General features: G+C 51.8%; 13 protein-coding genes and 1 riboswitch. Of the genes, 6 read left to right on the top strand and 7 right to left on the bottom strand.

Annotated features, from left to right (window positions below; genetic code table 11):
• Window positions 1-68: 68 nt before the first annotated feature.
• The 5 genes from HMPREF9412_RS29315 to speE form a co-directional block, all read right to left on the bottom strand.
• A complete protein-coding gene (locus HMPREF9412_RS29315; protein ID WP_009595532.1) occupies window positions 69-938 on the bottom strand; it encodes a carbohydrate ABC transporter permease in 870 nt (289 codons plus the stop codon).
• The gene (locus tag HMPREF9412_RS29320) at window positions 938-1,903 is read right to left on the bottom strand and encodes an ABC transporter permease (RefSeq protein ID WP_009595501.1); all 966 of its coding nucleotides are present in this window, start codon (window positions 1,901-1,903) and stop codon (window positions 938-940) included. Before HMPREF9412_RS29320 ends, HMPREF9412_RS29315 begins: the two co-directional genes overlap by 1 nt.
• Before the next feature lie 416 nt (window positions 1,904-2,319).
• Window positions 2,320-2,805: an SRPBCC family protein gene (locus HMPREF9412_RS29325; protein ID WP_009595527.1), complete on the bottom strand. Its 486-nt coding sequence runs from the start codon at window positions 2,803-2,805 to the stop codon at window positions 2,320-2,322.
• A 494-nt stretch (window positions 2,806-3,299) separates the two neighbouring features.
• Complete coding sequence (speB, locus tag HMPREF9412_RS29330) at window positions 3,300-4,169, bottom strand: agmatinase (protein WP_009595516.1); 870 nt, start codon at window positions 4,167-4,169, stop codon at window positions 3,300-3,302.
• An 18-nt stretch (window positions 4,170-4,187) separates the two neighbouring features.
• A complete protein-coding gene (speE, locus tag HMPREF9412_RS29335; RefSeq protein ID WP_009595520.1) occupies window positions 4,188-5,015 on the bottom strand; it encodes a polyamine aminopropyltransferase in 828 nt (275 codons plus the stop codon).
• 332 nt (window positions 5,016-5,347) lie between these two features.
• On the opposite strand from speE, the gene HMPREF9412_RS29340 reads away from it, so the two are divergent.
• Window positions 5,348-7,408: a transglycosylase domain-containing protein gene (locus tag HMPREF9412_RS29340; RefSeq protein ID WP_009595504.1), complete on the top strand. Its 2,061-nt coding sequence runs from the start codon at window positions 5,348-5,350 to the stop codon at window positions 7,406-7,408.
• 107 nt (window positions 7,409-7,515) lie between these two features.
• Here HMPREF9412_RS29340 and HMPREF9412_RS29345 read toward each other — a convergent pair whose 3' ends face one another.
• Entirely contained in the window at window positions 7,516-8,394 is an 879-nt protein-coding gene (locus tag HMPREF9412_RS29345; RefSeq protein WP_009595515.1) for a hypothetical protein, read from the bottom strand.
• A gap of 408 nt (window positions 8,395-8,802) precedes the next feature.
• Between HMPREF9412_RS29345 and HMPREF9412_RS29350 the strand changes: the two genes are divergently transcribed.
• From HMPREF9412_RS29350 to HMPREF9412_RS29360, 3 genes are all read left to right on the top strand, one after another.
• Window positions 8,803-9,186 carry an ArsR/SmtB family transcription factor gene (locus tag HMPREF9412_RS29350; RefSeq protein WP_009595554.1) on the top strand — a complete coding sequence of 128 codons (384 nt, stop codon included), beginning with the start codon at window positions 8,803-8,805 and terminating at the stop codon, window positions 9,184-9,186.
• Entirely contained in the window at window positions 9,187-11,448 is a 2,262-nt protein-coding gene (locus HMPREF9412_RS29355) for a heavy metal translocating P-type ATPase (protein WP_009595522.1), read from the top strand.
• Between the two features lie 181 nt (window positions 11,449-11,629).
• Complete coding sequence (locus HMPREF9412_RS29360; RefSeq protein WP_009595508.1) at window positions 11,630-12,799, top strand: copper amine oxidase N-terminal domain-containing protein; 1,170 nt, start codon at window positions 11,630-11,632, stop codon at window positions 12,797-12,799.
• A gap of 94 nt (window positions 12,800-12,893) precedes the next feature.
• On the opposite strand, the gene HMPREF9412_RS29365 is transcribed toward HMPREF9412_RS29360, so the two are convergent.
• A complete protein-coding gene (locus tag HMPREF9412_RS29365) occupies window positions 12,894-13,412 on the bottom strand; it encodes a YwhD family protein (RefSeq protein ID WP_009595531.1) in 519 nt (172 codons plus the stop codon).
• A gap of 147 nt (window positions 13,413-13,559) precedes the next feature.
• Here HMPREF9412_RS29365 and HMPREF9412_RS29370 point away from each other — a divergent pair, with 147 nt between their 5' ends.
• Together HMPREF9412_RS29370 and HMPREF9412_RS29375 are read left to right on the top strand one after the other, a co-directional pair.
• Complete coding sequence (locus tag HMPREF9412_RS29370; RefSeq protein WP_009595561.1) at window positions 13,560-15,551, top strand: M1 family metallopeptidase; 1,992 nt, start codon at window positions 13,560-13,562, stop codon at window positions 15,549-15,551.
• A gap of 11 nt (window positions 15,552-15,562) precedes the next feature.
• Entirely contained in the window at window positions 15,563-16,390 is an 828-nt protein-coding gene (locus HMPREF9412_RS29375) for a hypothetical protein (RefSeq protein WP_009595559.1), read from the top strand.
• 345 nt (window positions 16,391-16,735) lie between these two features.
• Window positions 16,736-16,871, top strand: a riboswitch (cyclic di-AMP (ydaO/yuaA leader).
• The last annotated feature ends 4 nt before the right edge of the window (window positions 16,872-16,875 follow it).

The raw sequence follows: 16,875 nt of genomic DNA on the forward strand, positions 1-16,875 counted from the left end.
CTTTTTCGGATTGGTTGTTATATCAAACCGGCTTCAAGACCGATTTCATATCGCCTGCCTCTCTTGCCTTATTCCTTTAACGAACCCAGCATGGACCCTTTGACAAAATATTTTTGCAAATACGGGTACACCAGAATGATCGGAATGGTGGCAAACAGGATGGTTGCCGCTTTCAAGGTTGTCGTATTGAAATCGTAATCCCCAAGAAACAGATTGACCGCAGCCAGCTCTTCGGGAGACTGCAGGTAAGCTCTCAGCTTCATTTGAAGCGGCCATTTCTCCGGATCCCTTATAAACAGCACCGCACGGGAGAAGGTGTTCCAGTATCCGACCGCGTAAAACAGACTGACCGTCGCCATCACCGGTTTGGATAAAGGCAAGTACATGCGGAACAATATGCCGAATTCGCTGCATCCGTCGATTCGCGCCGAATCGTCCAGTTCACTGGGAATGCCCATGAAAAAGGTCCGGATAATGATCATGTTGAATGTGCCGACCAGACCGGGAATGATGAGAGCCCACAAGGAATTCATCATGCCAAGCTCGCGAACGGTCAAAAAAAACGGGATCATCGGCGCGTTGAAAATCATCGTTAGCACAATGCCGAACATGACTTGTTTGCGGATCAGAAATTCCCGTCGTGAAAGCGGGTATGCCGTCATGACCGAAAACAGCATGCTGAGCAGCGTCCCGGCGATCGTAATATATACGGTAATCCCGAATGATGTCCACAGGCCTTTATTTTTTAATACGTGCTCCCAAGAAGCGGTCGTAAACTCCACGGGGAGCAGGAATACTTCCTTCGAATCGGCAGCTACCGGGGAGCTGAGCGATACGGCAAGCAGCTGAAGAAGCGGGAACAGCATTGTCACCGCAGCAGCGAACAGAAACACATAATTCAGCGTCTGAAACATTTTTTCTCCGAATGTCGCTTTCATCACCACAACCCCTGATCCGTTTTTCTGGCCAACCGGTTAAAAATCCACAGCAGTATAAACCCAATGACGGACTGGAACAGCCCAATGGCCGTTGTCATGCTGTATTGTCCCTGAAGCACACCCGCACGATAGACGTACGTTTCGATGATATCGCCTACCGAATACGTCATCGGTGTCAGTAAATTGTAAATCTGATCGAAGCCGAGCTCCAGGAAATTACCGATCTGCAGCAGGAACAGCACCAGAATCGTCGGAAACATCGTGGGCAGCGTTATATAGATCGTTTGTTTCCACCGACTCGCTCCATCCATGACGGCTGCTTCATATAAATTCGGATTGATGCCGGCGATGGCAGCCAAATAAATAATCGTTCCCCAGCCGACTTCCTTCCAGATCGAGGACAGGACGACAATCCCTCGGAAATACCGCTCCTCCTGCATGAACAGAATGGGTTCGTAGCCGAACCAGTCCCGCACCGCATTCACGACCCCTTGGTTGGATAACAGCTCGAAGACGATCCCGCCGACAACAACCCATGATAAAAAGTGCGGAAGATAGAACATGCTTTGCACGACCCGTTTTGCCAGCATGATGCGGATTTCATTGAACAGCAGAGCCAGCACGATCGGAGCCGGAAAACCAAAAACAAGCTGATAGAAAGCGATGACCGCCGTATTGCGCAGCACGTTGTAAAAATCCTGGTAGGAAAAAATAAATCCAAAATTATCCAGTCCCACCCACGGACTGCCAAGGATGCCTTTGAAAATCTGATAGTCCTGAAATGCGATGACACTGCCCGCCAGCGGTACATATTTAAACACAACATAATAGAGAATTCCGGGTATGATCATGAGATACAGCATCCAATGCTTGCGGATGTTGGCTATGTACCGGTTACGGGATGTCCCTGGATGCCGGGCGGTTATCAAATCCTCGCGCTTTAACTCGGGTGACTGGGCTGCCATCGTATTCGTACCTCCTTTTCGTCGATATGGTCGATGTAACGCCAATATTAACGGCTTCCGATAAATCGGCACAATCGTTCAATCCAACACGCAATGAGCAGATCGCCGATTCTTCCCACAGCTACGCGTATCGTGTACCCATAAATGGAGTTGAAGTCGAGCTTGAAATTAGGGAGGAGCAAGCAAACGGAAGGAGGGTAAAAAGGATTTGTTGATGGGATGGAGGATGGGTTTGGTTTCATTTCGAATAGAAAAAACCAGCTACCTGCAGCGATAGAGAAGGTGGCTGGTTCTTCATTCAGATGTTGTTAGGAAAAACATATACACACAAACGTGGTCCTGATAAAATCTGCAAAACGATTTGTTCATGAAAATGCCTCATCACAAATCGTTTGTTTCGTTATACAGCCGACCGTCTATTGTCCCTCCGTAGATTCGGCGAGATTCTCGAGTGTGGACCTCAAGCCTTCATCGTGATCTTCCTTCCGTACGCCTTCGGGCACATTCTCACACACGATCGTGACTTGGGTGCCTTCCGCAAGCGGCTCCAATGCCCATGTCATCTTCATAAACCCTGCATAACTGGGATCATCAGACTCAAATTCGACCAGCTGCACAACCTTCTCTTCGTGAACAAACTCCAGAAACTTTCCTTCAATGACGTCCGTATTGTCCGAAGACTTACCGGGTGCCGAGTGATCGGTATCGTTATAGGTAAGTATCATTCGATAAGTCCCACCCTCGCGGGCATCAAACGTGTCGACATGGCCTGTCATCCCTTTTGGCGGAAGCCACGAAGCCAGCGCCTCCGGATTCAAGAATGCCTGATAAATCGTAGATGGCGACGCCATAATAACCCTTGATGCCGTGTCGGTTCTCTTCTTGCTTGAAGCATTCGTCATGATGTAACCCTCCTTAATAAATCTGAATCTATCTAAAGTTTACACCATAGAATCGTCGAGGATTTCTTCTCAATTGCTCGGGCAAGCAACCCCGATACCGCGGGCTTCGATGAGGGGACGGTTGCTTTTTCTACCACAGCCGAGCGGCAGTGACAACTCGGCTGATACTCCCGGCCCCGAGCATGCCCGTCAGGGCAGCTCACGCGAGGAGGCCTCCAACAAATGCGAAAAAGCAAGCCGTCCCCGATAGCCGCTAGGCTTAGGTCGGGAGGGCTTGCTTTTTCTTCATCGGCCGAGGAGCAAAGCCTCGGCCACATATGGGCGCTCCAGAGGCCACGAGGGCGTCCCCGCAGGGGAGACCGAGGAGTGGCCGGGCACAAGCACCAGCCCCGCTTCGATCTCCACAGCCCGCTGAACGCCAACGTTGCGGGTGTCCAGAGGGCAGCGCCCTTGGGGCCCTCCCTGGCAGGGAGGGTTTGGGTGGATGGAATCCCCTACTTCACGAATCCCAGCAGCATCTCGCGAATCAGCTTCGCAGCCACGATCTGGGTCTGCTCGGTCGGATCGTAGATCGGCGCCACTTCCACGAGATCGCAGCCAACAACGTTCACATCGGAGTTTGCAATCAGATGTACGGCTTCCAGCAGCTCTTTCGACGTGATGCCGCCGGCTTCTGCCGTACCGGTGCCCGGTGCGGCAGACGGATCCAGCACGTCGATGTCGATAGTCACGTAGACCGGACGGTTGCCCATGGAAGGCAATGCTTCCTTCAGCGGAGCGGCTACCTCAAACGGGTAGAAATTGATGTTCTCGCGTCCATACTGGAACTCCTCGCGGGAGCCGGAACGGATGCCGAACTGATAAATGTTCTTGCCGCCCATCATGCCCGCCGCCTTGCGGACCGGCGTGGAGTGGGACAACGGCTCTCCCTCGTAATGCTCGCGCAGATCGGCATGGGCATCGATATGGATCAGAATGAGATCAGGATACTTCTCATACACCTTCTGAATAATCGGCCACGATACGAGGTGTTCTCCGCCGAGTCCGATCGGGAACTTCCCGTCGTCCAGCAGCTTGCCTACATAATCGCCGATCACTTCAAGACTGCGACCGGCATTGCCGAAAGGCAGCATCAGATCGCCTGCATCGAAATAAGTGATATCTTCAATGCTCTTATCCAAGTACGGGCTGTACTCCTCCAAGCCAACGGATGCTTGGCGGATACGGGCCGGGCCGAAACGGGAGCCGGGACGGTAGCTAACCGTGAAGTCCATCGGCATACCGTAGATGACAGCCTTGGATCCTTCATAATCCTCGGAGCTCAGAATAAACACGTTGCCGGAATAACCTTGATCCAGTTTCATCAGTTTATGCGCGCCTCCTTATTTCACCAAGTCTTCTACGAATTTCGGCAGCACGAAGGCGGCTTTATGCAGACGAGGCGAATAATACTTCGTATCCATCTCATCAATCGCAGACTCGTCCACTTCAAGCGGATCGTATGTTTTGCTGCCCATCGTAAAGGTCCACAGACCGCTTGGGTAGGTTGGAATGTTCGCTCCATAGACACGCACGATCGGGAAGATTTCCTTCACGTCTTTGTTGACCTGCTGAATCAGGTCCGCTTTGAACCACGGATTGTCCGTTTGCGCCACGAAAATACCGTCTTCCTTCAGCGCCTCATAGATCCCTTGATAGAAACCGCGCTCAAACAACGGAGCAGCCGGACCTACAGGCTCGGTCGAGTCCACCATGATAACATCGTATTCGTTCTTATGCTCGATAATGTGCATATATCCATCGTTAACCAGCACTTCAACCTTCGGATCGTCCAGCTTGCCGGCGATCTCAGGCAAGTACTGCTTCGAATATTCAATAACTTTTCCATCAATTTCAACGAGTACGGCCTTCTCTACGCCCGGATGCTTGATCACTTCGCGAATGACGCCACCGTCTCCTCCGCCGACAACAAGAACCTTCTTCGGATTTGGATGCGTGTTCAGCGCGGGGTGAGCGACCATCTCATGATAGACGAATTCATCCTTAATCGTAGTCATAACCATACCGTCCAGCACGAGCATGCGCCCGAATTCCTCGGTATCGATCATATCCAATTGTTGAAACTCCGTCTTCTCATGTACAAAGGTCTCCCGGATTTTAGCCGTAATGCCAAAAGTCGGGGTTTGCTTCTCTGTGTACCATAATTCCATCGTCACTACCTTCTTTCCGCTAGAATAATGTTCAGCCGTCCAGATCCAAGCCGTAAAACTTTATTCGGGGCAGATGCCTTTAGCTTACAGTTTCACACTTTTCCTATTGTACCAAACAAATTAGATTATATTAAATCAAGCCCAAATTGCAACCAAAAGTTCCGGTACATGCGAACGGAAGCAAAAACATCGCCCTTTCCGATGAATATCCTGACCGCTGCAGCCCCATACTGTATAGAAAAAGAAGGCAGCCAAGGAGAATTTGAGTACATTTCCATTTTTGGCGGCACAAAGGCCTTGACTCTACAAAAGGACTGGAAGGAGAACATCTGATGCCGGGGCAAAAAAAATCACCCAAGCGCAAACGTCGTTTCGTCCGGCTTGCTACATTTCTGTTCGTACTCCTTGGCATTTCCATCATCGCCGGCGGCATTCTGCTCGCCTATTTATTTATAACGCCGCTGCCGGTCGCGGAAACATCCCGCTACTCCCGTCTGCTCGACAGCCAGGGAGATTTGATCGCCACATTCTCAAGCACGGGACATACATCCGAGCAGGTGAACCTGGCCGACATATCCCCCCTCCTGATTCAGGCCACCTTGGCGGTGGAGGACCGAAAATTCTATGATCATCCCGGGTTCGATATGAAGGGCATGGCCAGGGCCGTATTGGTCAACCTGCAGCATATGGATCGCAAACAGGGAGCGAGCACGTTAACCCAGCAGCTTGCACGAAACTTATACCTATCTCATGAAAAAACATGGACACGAAAACTCAAGGAGGCCAAATTCACCGCCCAGCTTGAGATGAAATATACGAAAGATCAAATTCTCGAAATGTACCTGAACGAAATTTATTACGGTCACGGCGCTTACGGCATCGAGTCGGCGTCGCTGCTGTATTTCGGCAAATCGGCGAAAAACCTGACCTTGGCCGAAAGCGCAATGCTGGCCGGCATTCCGAAGGGGCCCACGTATTACTCGCCCTACAATCATAAGGACAACGCGGTCAAAAGACAGCAAATCGTCCTGAATGCCATGGCAGAGACCGGATTCATCACGGAGGCCGAGGCGGATAAAGCCGCTTCGGCCAAGCTTGCCCTGCTCCCGCAGGACCGGCAGGAGAATAAAGTAATTGCCTCCTACTTCCGGGACTATGTCCGGGGTCTCGTCACCAAACAGTTGAACATCACGGACCAGCAGCTCGAACAGGGCGGCTTGAACATTTATACAACCCTGGATCCGCGGGCCCAGAAAGCAGCCGAAGAGGCCGTATCCGAGGGCATGGACAGCAAGAGCGAGCTGGAGACGGCGCTCGTATCCATCGACCCGCGAAACGGCCACATCAAAGCTATGGTCGGCGGTAAGAATTACCGCGAGAATCAATACAACCACGCGTTGGCCAAAACCAGGCAGCCCGGCTCCTCGTTTAAGCCGATTATGTATTTAACGGCCATTGCATCCAAAGAAATGACGAGCACCAGCGTGTTCAACAGCCAGCCTACCCTGTTTCATTACGATAACAATCGCAAAACGTACCAGCCCAGCAACTTCGGCGATAAATATTTAGGCGAAATCCCCATGCGGGAAGCCATTGCCGCCTCGGATAACATCTATGCCGTAAATACCATCATGAAGATCGGCCCGGATAAAGTCGCCGACATGGCGAAAAAGATGGGCATCACGAGTCCGCTGGAGCCCGTTCCTTCGCTGGCCCTGGGCACCTCGCCCGTCAGCCCGCTGGAGATGGCCTCCGCTTACGCCGTCATGGCTAACAGCGGCAAGCGGGTCTCCCCTGTCGCCGTGCTAAGCATCACCGACGCGGCCGGCCGCAGCTTGTTTACGGCTCCGGAAGAGGAAGGTGAACAAGTAGTTGAGCCTTCCGCAGCTTACGTGATGACGCGCATGATGGAGGGGGTATTCGAGACCGGCGGAACGGGTAACCGCGTCTCCACCCTGATGAAACGGCCGGTAGCCGGAAAGACGGGCACGACCGACACCGACGCCTGGCTCGTCGGATATACCCCGGAGCTGTCGACGGCGGTTTGGGTCGGGTATGACAAAGGACGGGAGATCAGCAAGGTCGACGGACGGCGCGCAGCGCCGATCTTTGCGCAGTATACGGAGAAGGCACTGGAGAACGTGCCGCCCAAGATTTTTCCGATCCCGGATGAAGTCGTCAGCGCGTATGTAGATCCGAAGACGGGCAAGCTTGCAGGCGCCGGCTGTCCGGACAAAATGCTGGAGGTTTTCGTCAAAGGGACGGAGCCCATGGAGTATTGCGACGAACATGAGGGCGGGGAGCCCGCCAAGAAGGCTAACCCTGCAGATGCTGCCGAGAAACAGGAGGAACGTTCCTGGTGGAAGGATTTCAAACGATGGTGGGTCGAATAAACGGATAACCCGTCACGTCAAAAAACAGCAGGCTCTTTTTCCGGGACGTTCCCGATAAAGAGCCTGCTGTTTTTCTCTTTTTCACGATTCTTTATGTAGATGGCTTCTTATAAAATGCTCATATATTCGATCATGGAGCTGCCCAGAAGCACGATGACAAGCATGACTGCAACGTAGACCAGCAGGATCGCATATAGCGGATCCAGGCCGCCGGCCACTCTTCTCTTGTAGCCGGTCATGACGCATAACGGCACGGTCATCACGGTGCTGATAAACGCTAGAAGGATGATCACCTTGGATATATCGCCATTCAGAAACAGGAACAGCAGACTGATCGCATACAACACAAGGTATAGCGGCAGCAATGTGCCGAACCTGGCCATGACTTCTTTCAGCTTCGCAGCCGGGTTAAATGACAGCTTGACTGCAGCGAAGGTAAAGACGTTCAGCAAAAACAAGAAAATCGCAATCCATACAATAGGCTTCAGGACAAGATCTACAAACGCCCCCTCCGGGAGTCCCTGCAGTTCATGATGAAGCGCTGCGTACAGCGCGAGCGGAAAGAGCACGATATAGAGCAGCATGGATACGATCGCGTTTAAGAACTGGCTGTTGTCCGTTACGGCAGCTGCGCTGAAGGGATGCCTTAGCCCCTTCAGGAAATGGTCCCTATAGAGCTGCCCATACAATTTTAAGCTGGTCCAATAAGGATTCGGCCCCTCTTCTTCTTCGGCATGCTGGCGGCCTGCTGTAGGAAATGAAATATCCGGTGGAGTATACACCGGCAGAGCAGCTTCTCCTTGGCGCACATGAGAAATCTCCCTATTTATGCTTCCGCCTCGCCTGGCGACGCCGTAAATTTCCGACGAGGCAGCTTGCTCCTTCATGGCCGCAAAGACGGGGGAATCCTCGATAATCAGCCTGGCCCCGCATTTCTTGCAATATTTCCCATCTCCCGTTTCATATCGACATATCGGACAAGTCATACTCCGGCCTCCCCTGTTTATACACATCCGCAAATCGAAGGATAGGTATTAGATAATGTACACATTCGAGTCGAAACGATGGCCCGTACAGGATATGATGCAGCGCTTGAGGCGCCTGGGCCGAAGATACTCTTCCTGTGCGAATTTTACATCTTTTTGCTAATAGTATAAGTTGGCGTGAAATGAAATGGAAGGATTTTCTGTGCGACCGCTGCGCCTAACGCTGGAATGGGTTTATATGATATGACTTGCCGGATCATAACCTGCGCTGTGAAAAGCTTGTGAACAATCAAATATTCGTTTGAATATCATGTGTAAATCGGGTATATTATGACTAACAATCAAATCAACGTTTGAATATATAAAATAAAGAGCACTTATTGCTCCTATTTCAAGGAGGTTGATCTTATGAATGCCCGAACAATGAACGAGGATGTGGCTCTGGAGCTGTGTGAAACGGAATGTCCTTCAACCGAGAGGGTTGCTTTGTTAAAAGAAACGGTTTCGGATGATGATATGCTCGGCATGGCCGAGATCTTCAAGGCGCTGGCCGACCCGACGCGGGTCAAGGTAGCCTATATGCTGGACCGCGGCGGCGAGCTATGCGTTTGCGACGTGGCTGAAGTTCTCGGAAGCTCCACCGCAACAGCCTCCCATCATTTGCGCACGCTGAAGAACAAGAATATCGCCAAATCACGCAAGGCGGGCAAGAATGTATACTATTCGCTAAAAGACGACCATATCCGGACTTTGCTTCATATGACGCTGGAGCACCAGAAGGAGAGGGTGTAGATGAGCACGGACAACCATCAGCTATCCAAAACATCTCCTGACGCAGGTGGCAGCAAACTTGTCGAATACAAGGTCCAGGGCCTCTCGTGCCCGAACTGCACCCGTGAAATGCAGGAGGAGATCCAGAAGCTCGACCATGGAGGCGACGCCCGGCTGAGTTATAACAGCGGAAAGCTGACCCTTTCCCCCCAGGTGAACCTAAACCGGGTAGAAACCATTTTGAAAAGTGATGGAGCCCGAATCGTTTTCGCTCCCCAAACAGCCCTTTCGGCTGCCGGCGCTGATGTTCAGCCTGCCTCTTCGCCGCACGCGCATGGTGCGTCAGATGAACACGACCACGGACAAAGCCATGGACATGGACATGAACACAGCCATGGCAGCGAACGAAAAATGAAGTGGCTGCTGTCCATCTCGGCTGCGTTTTATCTGCTAACTTTTCTATTAGAAGGGAAAGCCGCCGAGCCGGTTGTGATCGCATTATACGCAGGTGCCATGATATTGAGCGGGTATACGACGTTTTTGCGCGGACTGCGTAACCTGACCCGCTTCAAATTCAATATGGATACCCTGATGACCGTTGCGCTCGTAGGTGCCGTCATTATCGGGGAGTGGCGGGAAGCCACGCTCGTTGCCATTCTGTTCGGCCTCAATGAGCTGCTGGAAGGCTACGGCATGAACCGTGCCCGCCAATCCATGGAAGCGCTGCTGGCCGCAGCGCCGAAGGAAGCCGAGCTTTGGGTAGACGGTCAAACCAAACGCGTGCCGATCGAGAGCCTCTCTCCCGGAGACGTTGTCCGGGTAAGACCTGGCGAGAAAATTCCTTCAGACGGAGCGATAACCCAGGGAACCGGCGCGGTGAACGAAGCTGCTATAACCGGAGAATCGGTGCCTGTTACGAAACGGGAGGGCGACGCCGTCTTTGGCGGCAGCGTAAGCACCGATGGCGTGCTCTACATCGCCATATCGAAGGCCTATCAGGATTCCTCCCTGGCCAAGATCATGCATCTTGTGCAGGAGGCGCAGGACAGCAAGACGCCGACGGAGCTATTCATCGATAAATTTGCTAAATACTATACGCCCGCCATTATGATTATCGCGTTGGCTGTTGCGCTGATTCCTCCGTTGCTGCTGAATCAGCCCTGGATGACCTGGGTCTACCAGGGGCTGTCCATTCTCATTGTCGGGTGTCCTTGCTCGCTCGTGCTCTCTTCGCCGATAGCGCTGGTTAGCGGGATGACCCGTGCGGCACGCAACGGCATTCTAATTAAAGGCGGAGTCCATCTGGAGCAGCTTGGACGCCTGGAAGCCGTCGCTTTCGACAAGACGGGAACCCTGACCAAGGGCGAGCCGGCCGTCTACGCGGAAACCGTATATGATGAAGAGAAATTTTATGCCGTGGTAGGCGCGCTGGAGCAATCCTCTCTCCATCCGTTGGCCAAAGCCGTCATGAAACATCTGGAGATCAAGCAGCCGCAATGCATGTTTAATGAACCTCGACAGATAACGGTGCTGCCGGGTGAAGGCATTCGGGCTGAAATCGGAGGGAAGCTGTTCTGGGTGGGCAGCGAGGAAGTGCTGAAGCATGTGAGCGGCCCTCAAGATCAAATCCGTGCCATTGAGGATGACATTCGGAGAATGAAGGCCCAGGGGTACACGATCGTTGCCGCCGTAAGCGAGGAGCGCGTATTAGGTCAATTCGGTCTTGCCGATGAGATTAGGCCGGAGACCGCAGCCGTTGTCCGCAAGCTTCACGAGGCTGGAATCGCGGATACGGTGATGCTGACGGGCGACCATGAGCAATCGGCGCAGGCGATCGCGAAACAATCCGGCGTATCGCGAGTGTTCGCAAGCCTGCTGCCGGAACAGAAGGTTGCCAAAATCAAGGAGCTTAGATCCCGCAAAAAGACCGGCATGGTCGGCGATGGCATTAACGACGCCCCTGCATTGGCCGCTGCCGATCTGGGCATCGCAATGGGAAAAGGAACGGACAGCGCCATCGAAACCGCCGACATCGTATTGATGCAGGATCACCTTGGTAAGCTGCCCGGAGCCATCAAGACGGCAAGACGCGTCAACCGGATTATTAAATGGAACATCGGACTTTCTTTGTCGTTGAAGGCCATCGCACTGCTGCTAACGATTCCGGGCTGGCTGACCCTATGGATCGCGATCATATCGGACATGGGGGCCACCATTATCGTTACCCTGCTGGGTCTCACCATTCTGCTTGGCAAGGATCAGGAGCTGCAATCAGGACATTGATATAAACCGGAGCTGCGTCCCTTCTGGGCAGCTCCGGTTTTTTAGGTTCTCATGCTCCTTCTCCCCTCAGCTTTGCTTCATCGCATATATCATTTTTTACATGATTTTTCGATTTGATGAAACATTTCCCATTATTTAGTCGTTTATATAGGCGGGAGTGAAAACCAGAAGGAGGAAAGACATGAAATCCGTACAAATCATCAAACTAGCAGGTACCGCATCCATAGCATTGTCTTTAATGCTTACATCCTCATCGCTCGTAACCATTCCTGCCCATGCGGCAGCAGCCTCCACATCGCAGAGCAAGGCAGCCTGGAGCACGCTCGATGTGAAGCATAAACCTTATACGAAAAAAGGCGTCGTGTTCATTCCACTGAAGGAAGTTTCCGAACAGCTGCAGCTGCAGCTGACGATCCCTGGAAAGAACGAGCTGTACATTAACAGCCCGACCCAGTCTGTTCGCATGATTATTGGAAATTCGCGCGCCGTCAATGCCAAGGGTACCGCTCTGAAGCTTGAGGCAGCTCCGGTTGTGAAGAATGGCGTGACTTATGTTCCCGCCAGCCTGATTACCAAAGGCTTCGGCATTCAGCTTAAGTACGACAGCAAATCCGGACTTCGAACCACCTTTGATTCCTGGTCCCGATACGCTTATGCCTCCAAGGCCAATATGCTGTTCTGGGTGAATCGCGAGACCGGTATGCTGTCCATGGGGAAAGCCGGAACGACGCCAACGAAAGTCGGCATTCTCCCGGTTGAGGATATCGATCAAGTGGGCTTGAGCGCACATCGCATCAACAGCAATACCTATGTCATCGACTTGTCCAATTATTACGGAGAACCTCATATCCATGAAGGGAGATATCGGGTGCTCATTCAAGACAAGAAAATCCTGAAGCTTTCCAAAACCAATCACACCAATTTTGCCGGGATCAACTACCATCCGGACCAACTTAGCTACAAAGGCAATATCGCCATGATGAATGGCAGTACACTGGAGCTGGTTCATCCGATGGGCAAAACGGTAAAAACCTACGATCTCGCCGCCCTCACCGGTGTTGACGATCATTTTATTGTGGAAGCGATCGAACAGGACTTCCTGCTCGTCCGTCCCTATACGAAGGCAACCCTGTATATCGTTGATCCGACAGGCAAGTCCGCAGAACTTATCTATCCCGATCTTTTGGACGAGGAGAGTATCAAGGCTATTGAGGAGATGCCGCCAAACGAAGTGGGTTTCATCGGAGACGGCCTTACGTATGACGGATATGCCGGCGGCAAGCTGAAGCTTCAATACGAAAATCCGTTTCTTGATATAAAGAAAAAGCTGACCTACGCCCTTCCATTCTAACCGTAACAATCACAAAAAAAGACCGGCGGATTCATTCACGAATCCAACCGGTCTTTCCTTATGTCCGCATCTAGAAAATAGCTTATTTACGGTATCATTCCGCTGTTTGAAGAGCTTCTCTAAACTCCTCCGGGGAGGCATTCCACCATTCCTCGTTACGGGAGATCAGCAGTTCGCGCAGCGCTTTCTTCTCCACGTCGCCAAGCCCATCCAGAATAATCTTGCGTTTCATCGCCGCATCCATTTTATTCACATGGTCGGCGAGGATTTTCCAGCCGCGGCGGGCTTCATGGTCGATCCACATTTCGCACGCGGTCATGCCTGCATAATGCTGTCCTTCCGCGGTACGGTCTACAGCTACCCACACGATCCACACCTGGCGTCCGTTGGGCACTTCATCCCGGTTCATGCTGAAACGGATGCCCTTCTCCACCTTGCTCTTTGCATGCATGGCTCCAATATCCACTCGCGCCTCGCCATTGTCGATGATGACAGGCGACAAACTGTTCAAATCGATGGAGCCGGATCCAAACCCCTTATGCTTACTCTTGCTATTGATAATATTCAACGCAATGGGTTTCTTCGCACCCTGCTTCTGATCTTCGTTCTCCACTGCTGCCGACCTCCTATATCAGAGCCGATTCTCACGTATCAGCCGTTAAATTGATAACCATGTCCCAATAATTTTATTTTAACTAATAATCCCCCAAAAGCAAACATATACATGCACTAGATGCTTGTCAACGGGAGGTTGTTCGATATGGTCCCACCACGTGCCAAAGTCTTTCTATCATCCCTGCTTGCCCTTGGTTTGCTTGCAGGATCGATGCCGATATTTCTGAATCCAGGGTCCTCAGCGTCTGTCCTTGCCCCAAATGCGGGCAAGCCCTCTGCCTCTGCCGTGGAGAAGGCCCCGCTCTCACCGCCTAAGGTGCAGCCTGATACTCCCGCTCCGGCCCTAAGCGACCGGCTGGTGGAATATCACATGGATGTTCGGTACGAGCCTGAGGAGAACAAGCTTAAGGGCAAGCAGACACTCACTTGGACTCACCCAGGCAAAAAAAGCGTAAATGAGCTGTACTTTCATCTGTATCCCAATGCCTTTGCTTCCGATGAAACGACCTTTATGAAGGAATCGGGCGGCAGGCTTCGTTCCGACCCCATGCCGGACGACGGGTACGGCTCCATGACCATTACCAATGTGAAAACGACGGAAGGACTGGCCCTTACCCATCGCCTTCAATTCGTCCAACCCGATGACGGGAACATCAAGGATCACAGCCTTGCCAAACTAAGATTGCCCAAACCCATCAAGGGCGGGGAGAGCATCACCATTCACATGGAATTTGAAGTCGAGCTTCCCAAAATATTCGCGCGCATGGGTACCACCGAGAATTTTATTATGGCTGGCCAATGGTTTCCTAAAGTATCGGTCTATGAACCGGCCGGACTTCGCGGAAGAGCCGAGGAAGGATGGAATCTTCATCAATACCACGGCAACTCCGAGTTCTACTCCAATTTCGGCATTTACAGCGTTCGCATCCGGGTGCCCGAAAATTACATTGTCGCCGCGACCGGATTCCCGACCAAGCCTGCCCAAAAATCGAACGGGGAAAAAATTTATCAATTCTATGCCGATGATGTGCATGATTTTGCCTGGTCGGCCTCGCCCAACTTTGCCACGGCCGAGGAAGCCTTTTCGGCACCGGGCGTGCCGGGCGTCCGCATCAAGCTGTATCTCGATCCGGCCCATAAAGACCTGAAGGACCGTTACTTTGATGCCGCCAAGTCGGCACTGGCTTCGTTTGGTAAATGGTACGGAACCTATCCTTATTCCACGTTGTCCATCGTCGTGCCGCCGGAATCGGGCAACGGTGCAGGCGGTATGGAATACCCGACGCTGGTCACGGCCTTCGGTGCCAAGAACGATTCGCCGGGTTATGAGCTCGAACGGACCGTCATTCACGAGATCGCCCACCAATATTTTTACGGAATGATCGCAAGCAACGAATTTGAGGAAGCGTGGCTGGACGAGGCCTTTGCAACCTATGCAGAAGAAAGAGTGATGGAGAAGGAATACGGCATTACCTCCAACACCGCTGCTCAAGGAGCATCGATTACCTCCCCTGCCCCGCTGAAGATGGAGTCCTGGAAATACAGCTCACACGAGAACTACGCGCTGAATGTTTACACGAGAGGCAAGCTGGTGCTGCAAGGCATTGAACGGCAGGTCGGTCCACAGATGATGGGGAAAATCATGCATACCTATGCCCAGAAATACCGGTTCAAGCACCCAACCACGTCAGATTTTCAGAAAGTCGTCGAGCAAGTAAGCAAAACCTCCTGGCAATCGTATTTTGACCAATATGTATATGGAAGCCAAATGGCCGACGTCGCCATCGATGTGATCAAAACCAAAAATGAAGGCACGTCAGACCATCCGCGGTATGAATCCACGGTCAAGATCACGAGCAAGGACGGAGATATAACCGATGTGCCTATCGTGTTCGCCTTTGAGGACGGCAAAACGGTGGAGCGAACTTGGAGCGGCAAGGACGGTAAAGTTACGTACACCCTGGAGTACAGCACTCCGCTCGCCTGGGCTATGGTTGATCCGAAATACTCCATTGTTCTGGAGAATAGACACATCAATAACTATATGAAGGCAGGAATGGATCCGAAAGTGGTCACACGCTGGAATCTCAGTATTACCAAGCTTGTGGAGACGTTGTTCGGCAGCCTGTCATGGTGAGGGGGGAGCACATGAAAAGTTATGCAGGCCAAGGCTGGATCAGTGTTAAAGACCAATTATACGTCTCCATTCTGCTGTTCTTGTACCGCATGCTGTGGGGATATTGCCTGTACCGGCTTGTAAAATCGGCAGTCGTCCCCCTGCTGATGCGGTATCCGGATTCTGCCCCTAACGAGCTTAGTCGCCTGTTATTCTTCTACGAGGGCGAGATGAGTCTATCGTTAAGCGGCACGGTCCATACCTATGGTTGGCTTCTGGCCGCTCTGCTCCTGATCCGGATGGTATGTACCCCGCTCATTCGGGCAGGCATCTTCTATAACCTCCATCAGGAGGCCAAGGGCGAGCGCGGATTATTCTTCTTCACCGGCATGCAAAAGCTGTGGAAGCCCGTTACGGTATTCTATCTGATCGAACTTGTTCTTACCTTTGTGCCCGGATACTGGATTCTGCCCAAAATCCTTCCTATCCTGCTGAACGGGATCCATGAGCCGGTTCTGCTGCTTCGTGCGCTGCCTCATGCAGCCGGCTGGTTTCTGTACGCCTATCTGATTCGCCTGTTATTGCTCTATATGCAATTCGGCCGTACGGACAATTCCGGCATGATCAGCTCCGTTCTTGCGCTCTTCCGCCGACTGGGCACGGCCGTGCTGTTATCCCTTACCGTTAGCGGATCAGCCTGCGTCATTCTTTTGCTCCTGAGTTCGGCATCGCTCTTCTGGGCCGGATTGATCGGCTTGATTGTTCAGCAAGCCTCCTATTTTCTAAATGGACTTTTCCAAATTTGGGCAATTTCCGCCCAATACCATTTGTGGCGGGATTCTTCCTCGCAGCATGCCTAATCGTTACATTTCGTTACCATCTTATGATGAACAAGCTCGTAAATATGCTGTAATCGGAAGCGACACATTTCTCTCTCGGATTTGATTTTACAAAGAATAGGAGCCCGTTTTTCCTCAATATTACATTTTCCGATGGCCAAATTACAAAAAAACCTGATCCCGCATGACGGGGACAGGTTTTTTTGTATAAAAATGAGCTTTCCTCATTTGCCAAATTGTTAATACTCTGCTAAAATAACGAATATGTTAGTAACAACTTTGTCATCTTTACTGTAACTTTTTGCTGGAACTATGTAATTTCGTTAGCATGTTGGAACGTCAGACGTCTATGAATGGGTTCATCAACATTTTAAGGAGCCGAATTCCCATGATTGGGAAGCGGGGGATCCGTTTTGGGTGAATTGATCTCGCAAGAGAGGGATCATAGGGGACCTTCAACCGAACCCTTAAGCTAACCTCGCAGGCAATGGAAGGAGCTTTTTGTT

Origin of the sequence: Paenibacillus sp. HGF5, assembly GCF_000204455.1 — a bacterium.
In the GTDB taxonomy this organism is placed as follows: domain Bacteria; phylum Bacillota; class Bacilli; order Paenibacillales; family Paenibacillaceae; genus Paenibacillus_AQ; species Paenibacillus_AQ lautus_A.

Coding starts and splice junctions, on each gene's coding strand:
- HMPREF9412_RS29375 (WP_009595559.1), top strand. CDS start 15,563: ATGAAAAGTTATGCAGGCCAAGGCTGGATCAGTGTTAAAGACCAATTA.
- speB (WP_009595516.1), bottom strand. CDS start 4,169: ATGAAACTGGATCAAGGTTATTCCGGCAACGTGTTTATTCTGAGCTCC.
- HMPREF9412_RS29360 (WP_009595508.1), top strand. CDS start 11,630: ATGAAATCCGTACAAATCATCAAACTAGCAGGTACCGCATCCATAGCA.
- HMPREF9412_RS29340 (WP_009595504.1), top strand. CDS start 5,348: ATGCCGGGGCAAAAAAAATCACCCAAGCGCAAACGTCGTTTCGTCCGG.
- HMPREF9412_RS29315 (WP_009595532.1), bottom strand. CDS start 938: ATGAAAGCGACATTCGGAGAAAAAATGTTTCAGACGCTGAATTATGTG.
- HMPREF9412_RS29355 (WP_009595522.1), top strand. CDS start 9,187: ATGAGCACGGACAACCATCAGCTATCCAAAACATCTCCTGACGCAGGT.
- HMPREF9412_RS29350 (WP_009595554.1), top strand. CDS start 8,803: ATGAATGCCCGAACAATGAACGAGGATGTGGCTCTGGAGCTGTGTGAA.
- HMPREF9412_RS29320 (WP_009595501.1), bottom strand. CDS start 1,903: ATGGCAGCCCAGTCACCCGAGTTAAAGCGCGAGGATTTGATAACCGCC.
- HMPREF9412_RS29370 (WP_009595561.1), top strand. CDS start 13,560: ATGGTCCCACCACGTGCCAAAGTCTTTCTATCATCCCTGCTTGCCCTT.
- HMPREF9412_RS29345 (WP_009595515.1), bottom strand. CDS start 8,394: ATGACTTGTCCGATATGTCGATATGAAACGGGAGATGGGAAATATTGC.
- HMPREF9412_RS29325 (WP_009595527.1), bottom strand. CDS start 2,805: ATGACGAATGCTTCAAGCAAGAAGAGAACCGACACGGCATCAAGGGTT.
- speE (WP_009595520.1), bottom strand. CDS start 5,015: ATGGAATTATGGTACACAGAGAAGCAAACCCCGACTTTTGGCATTACG.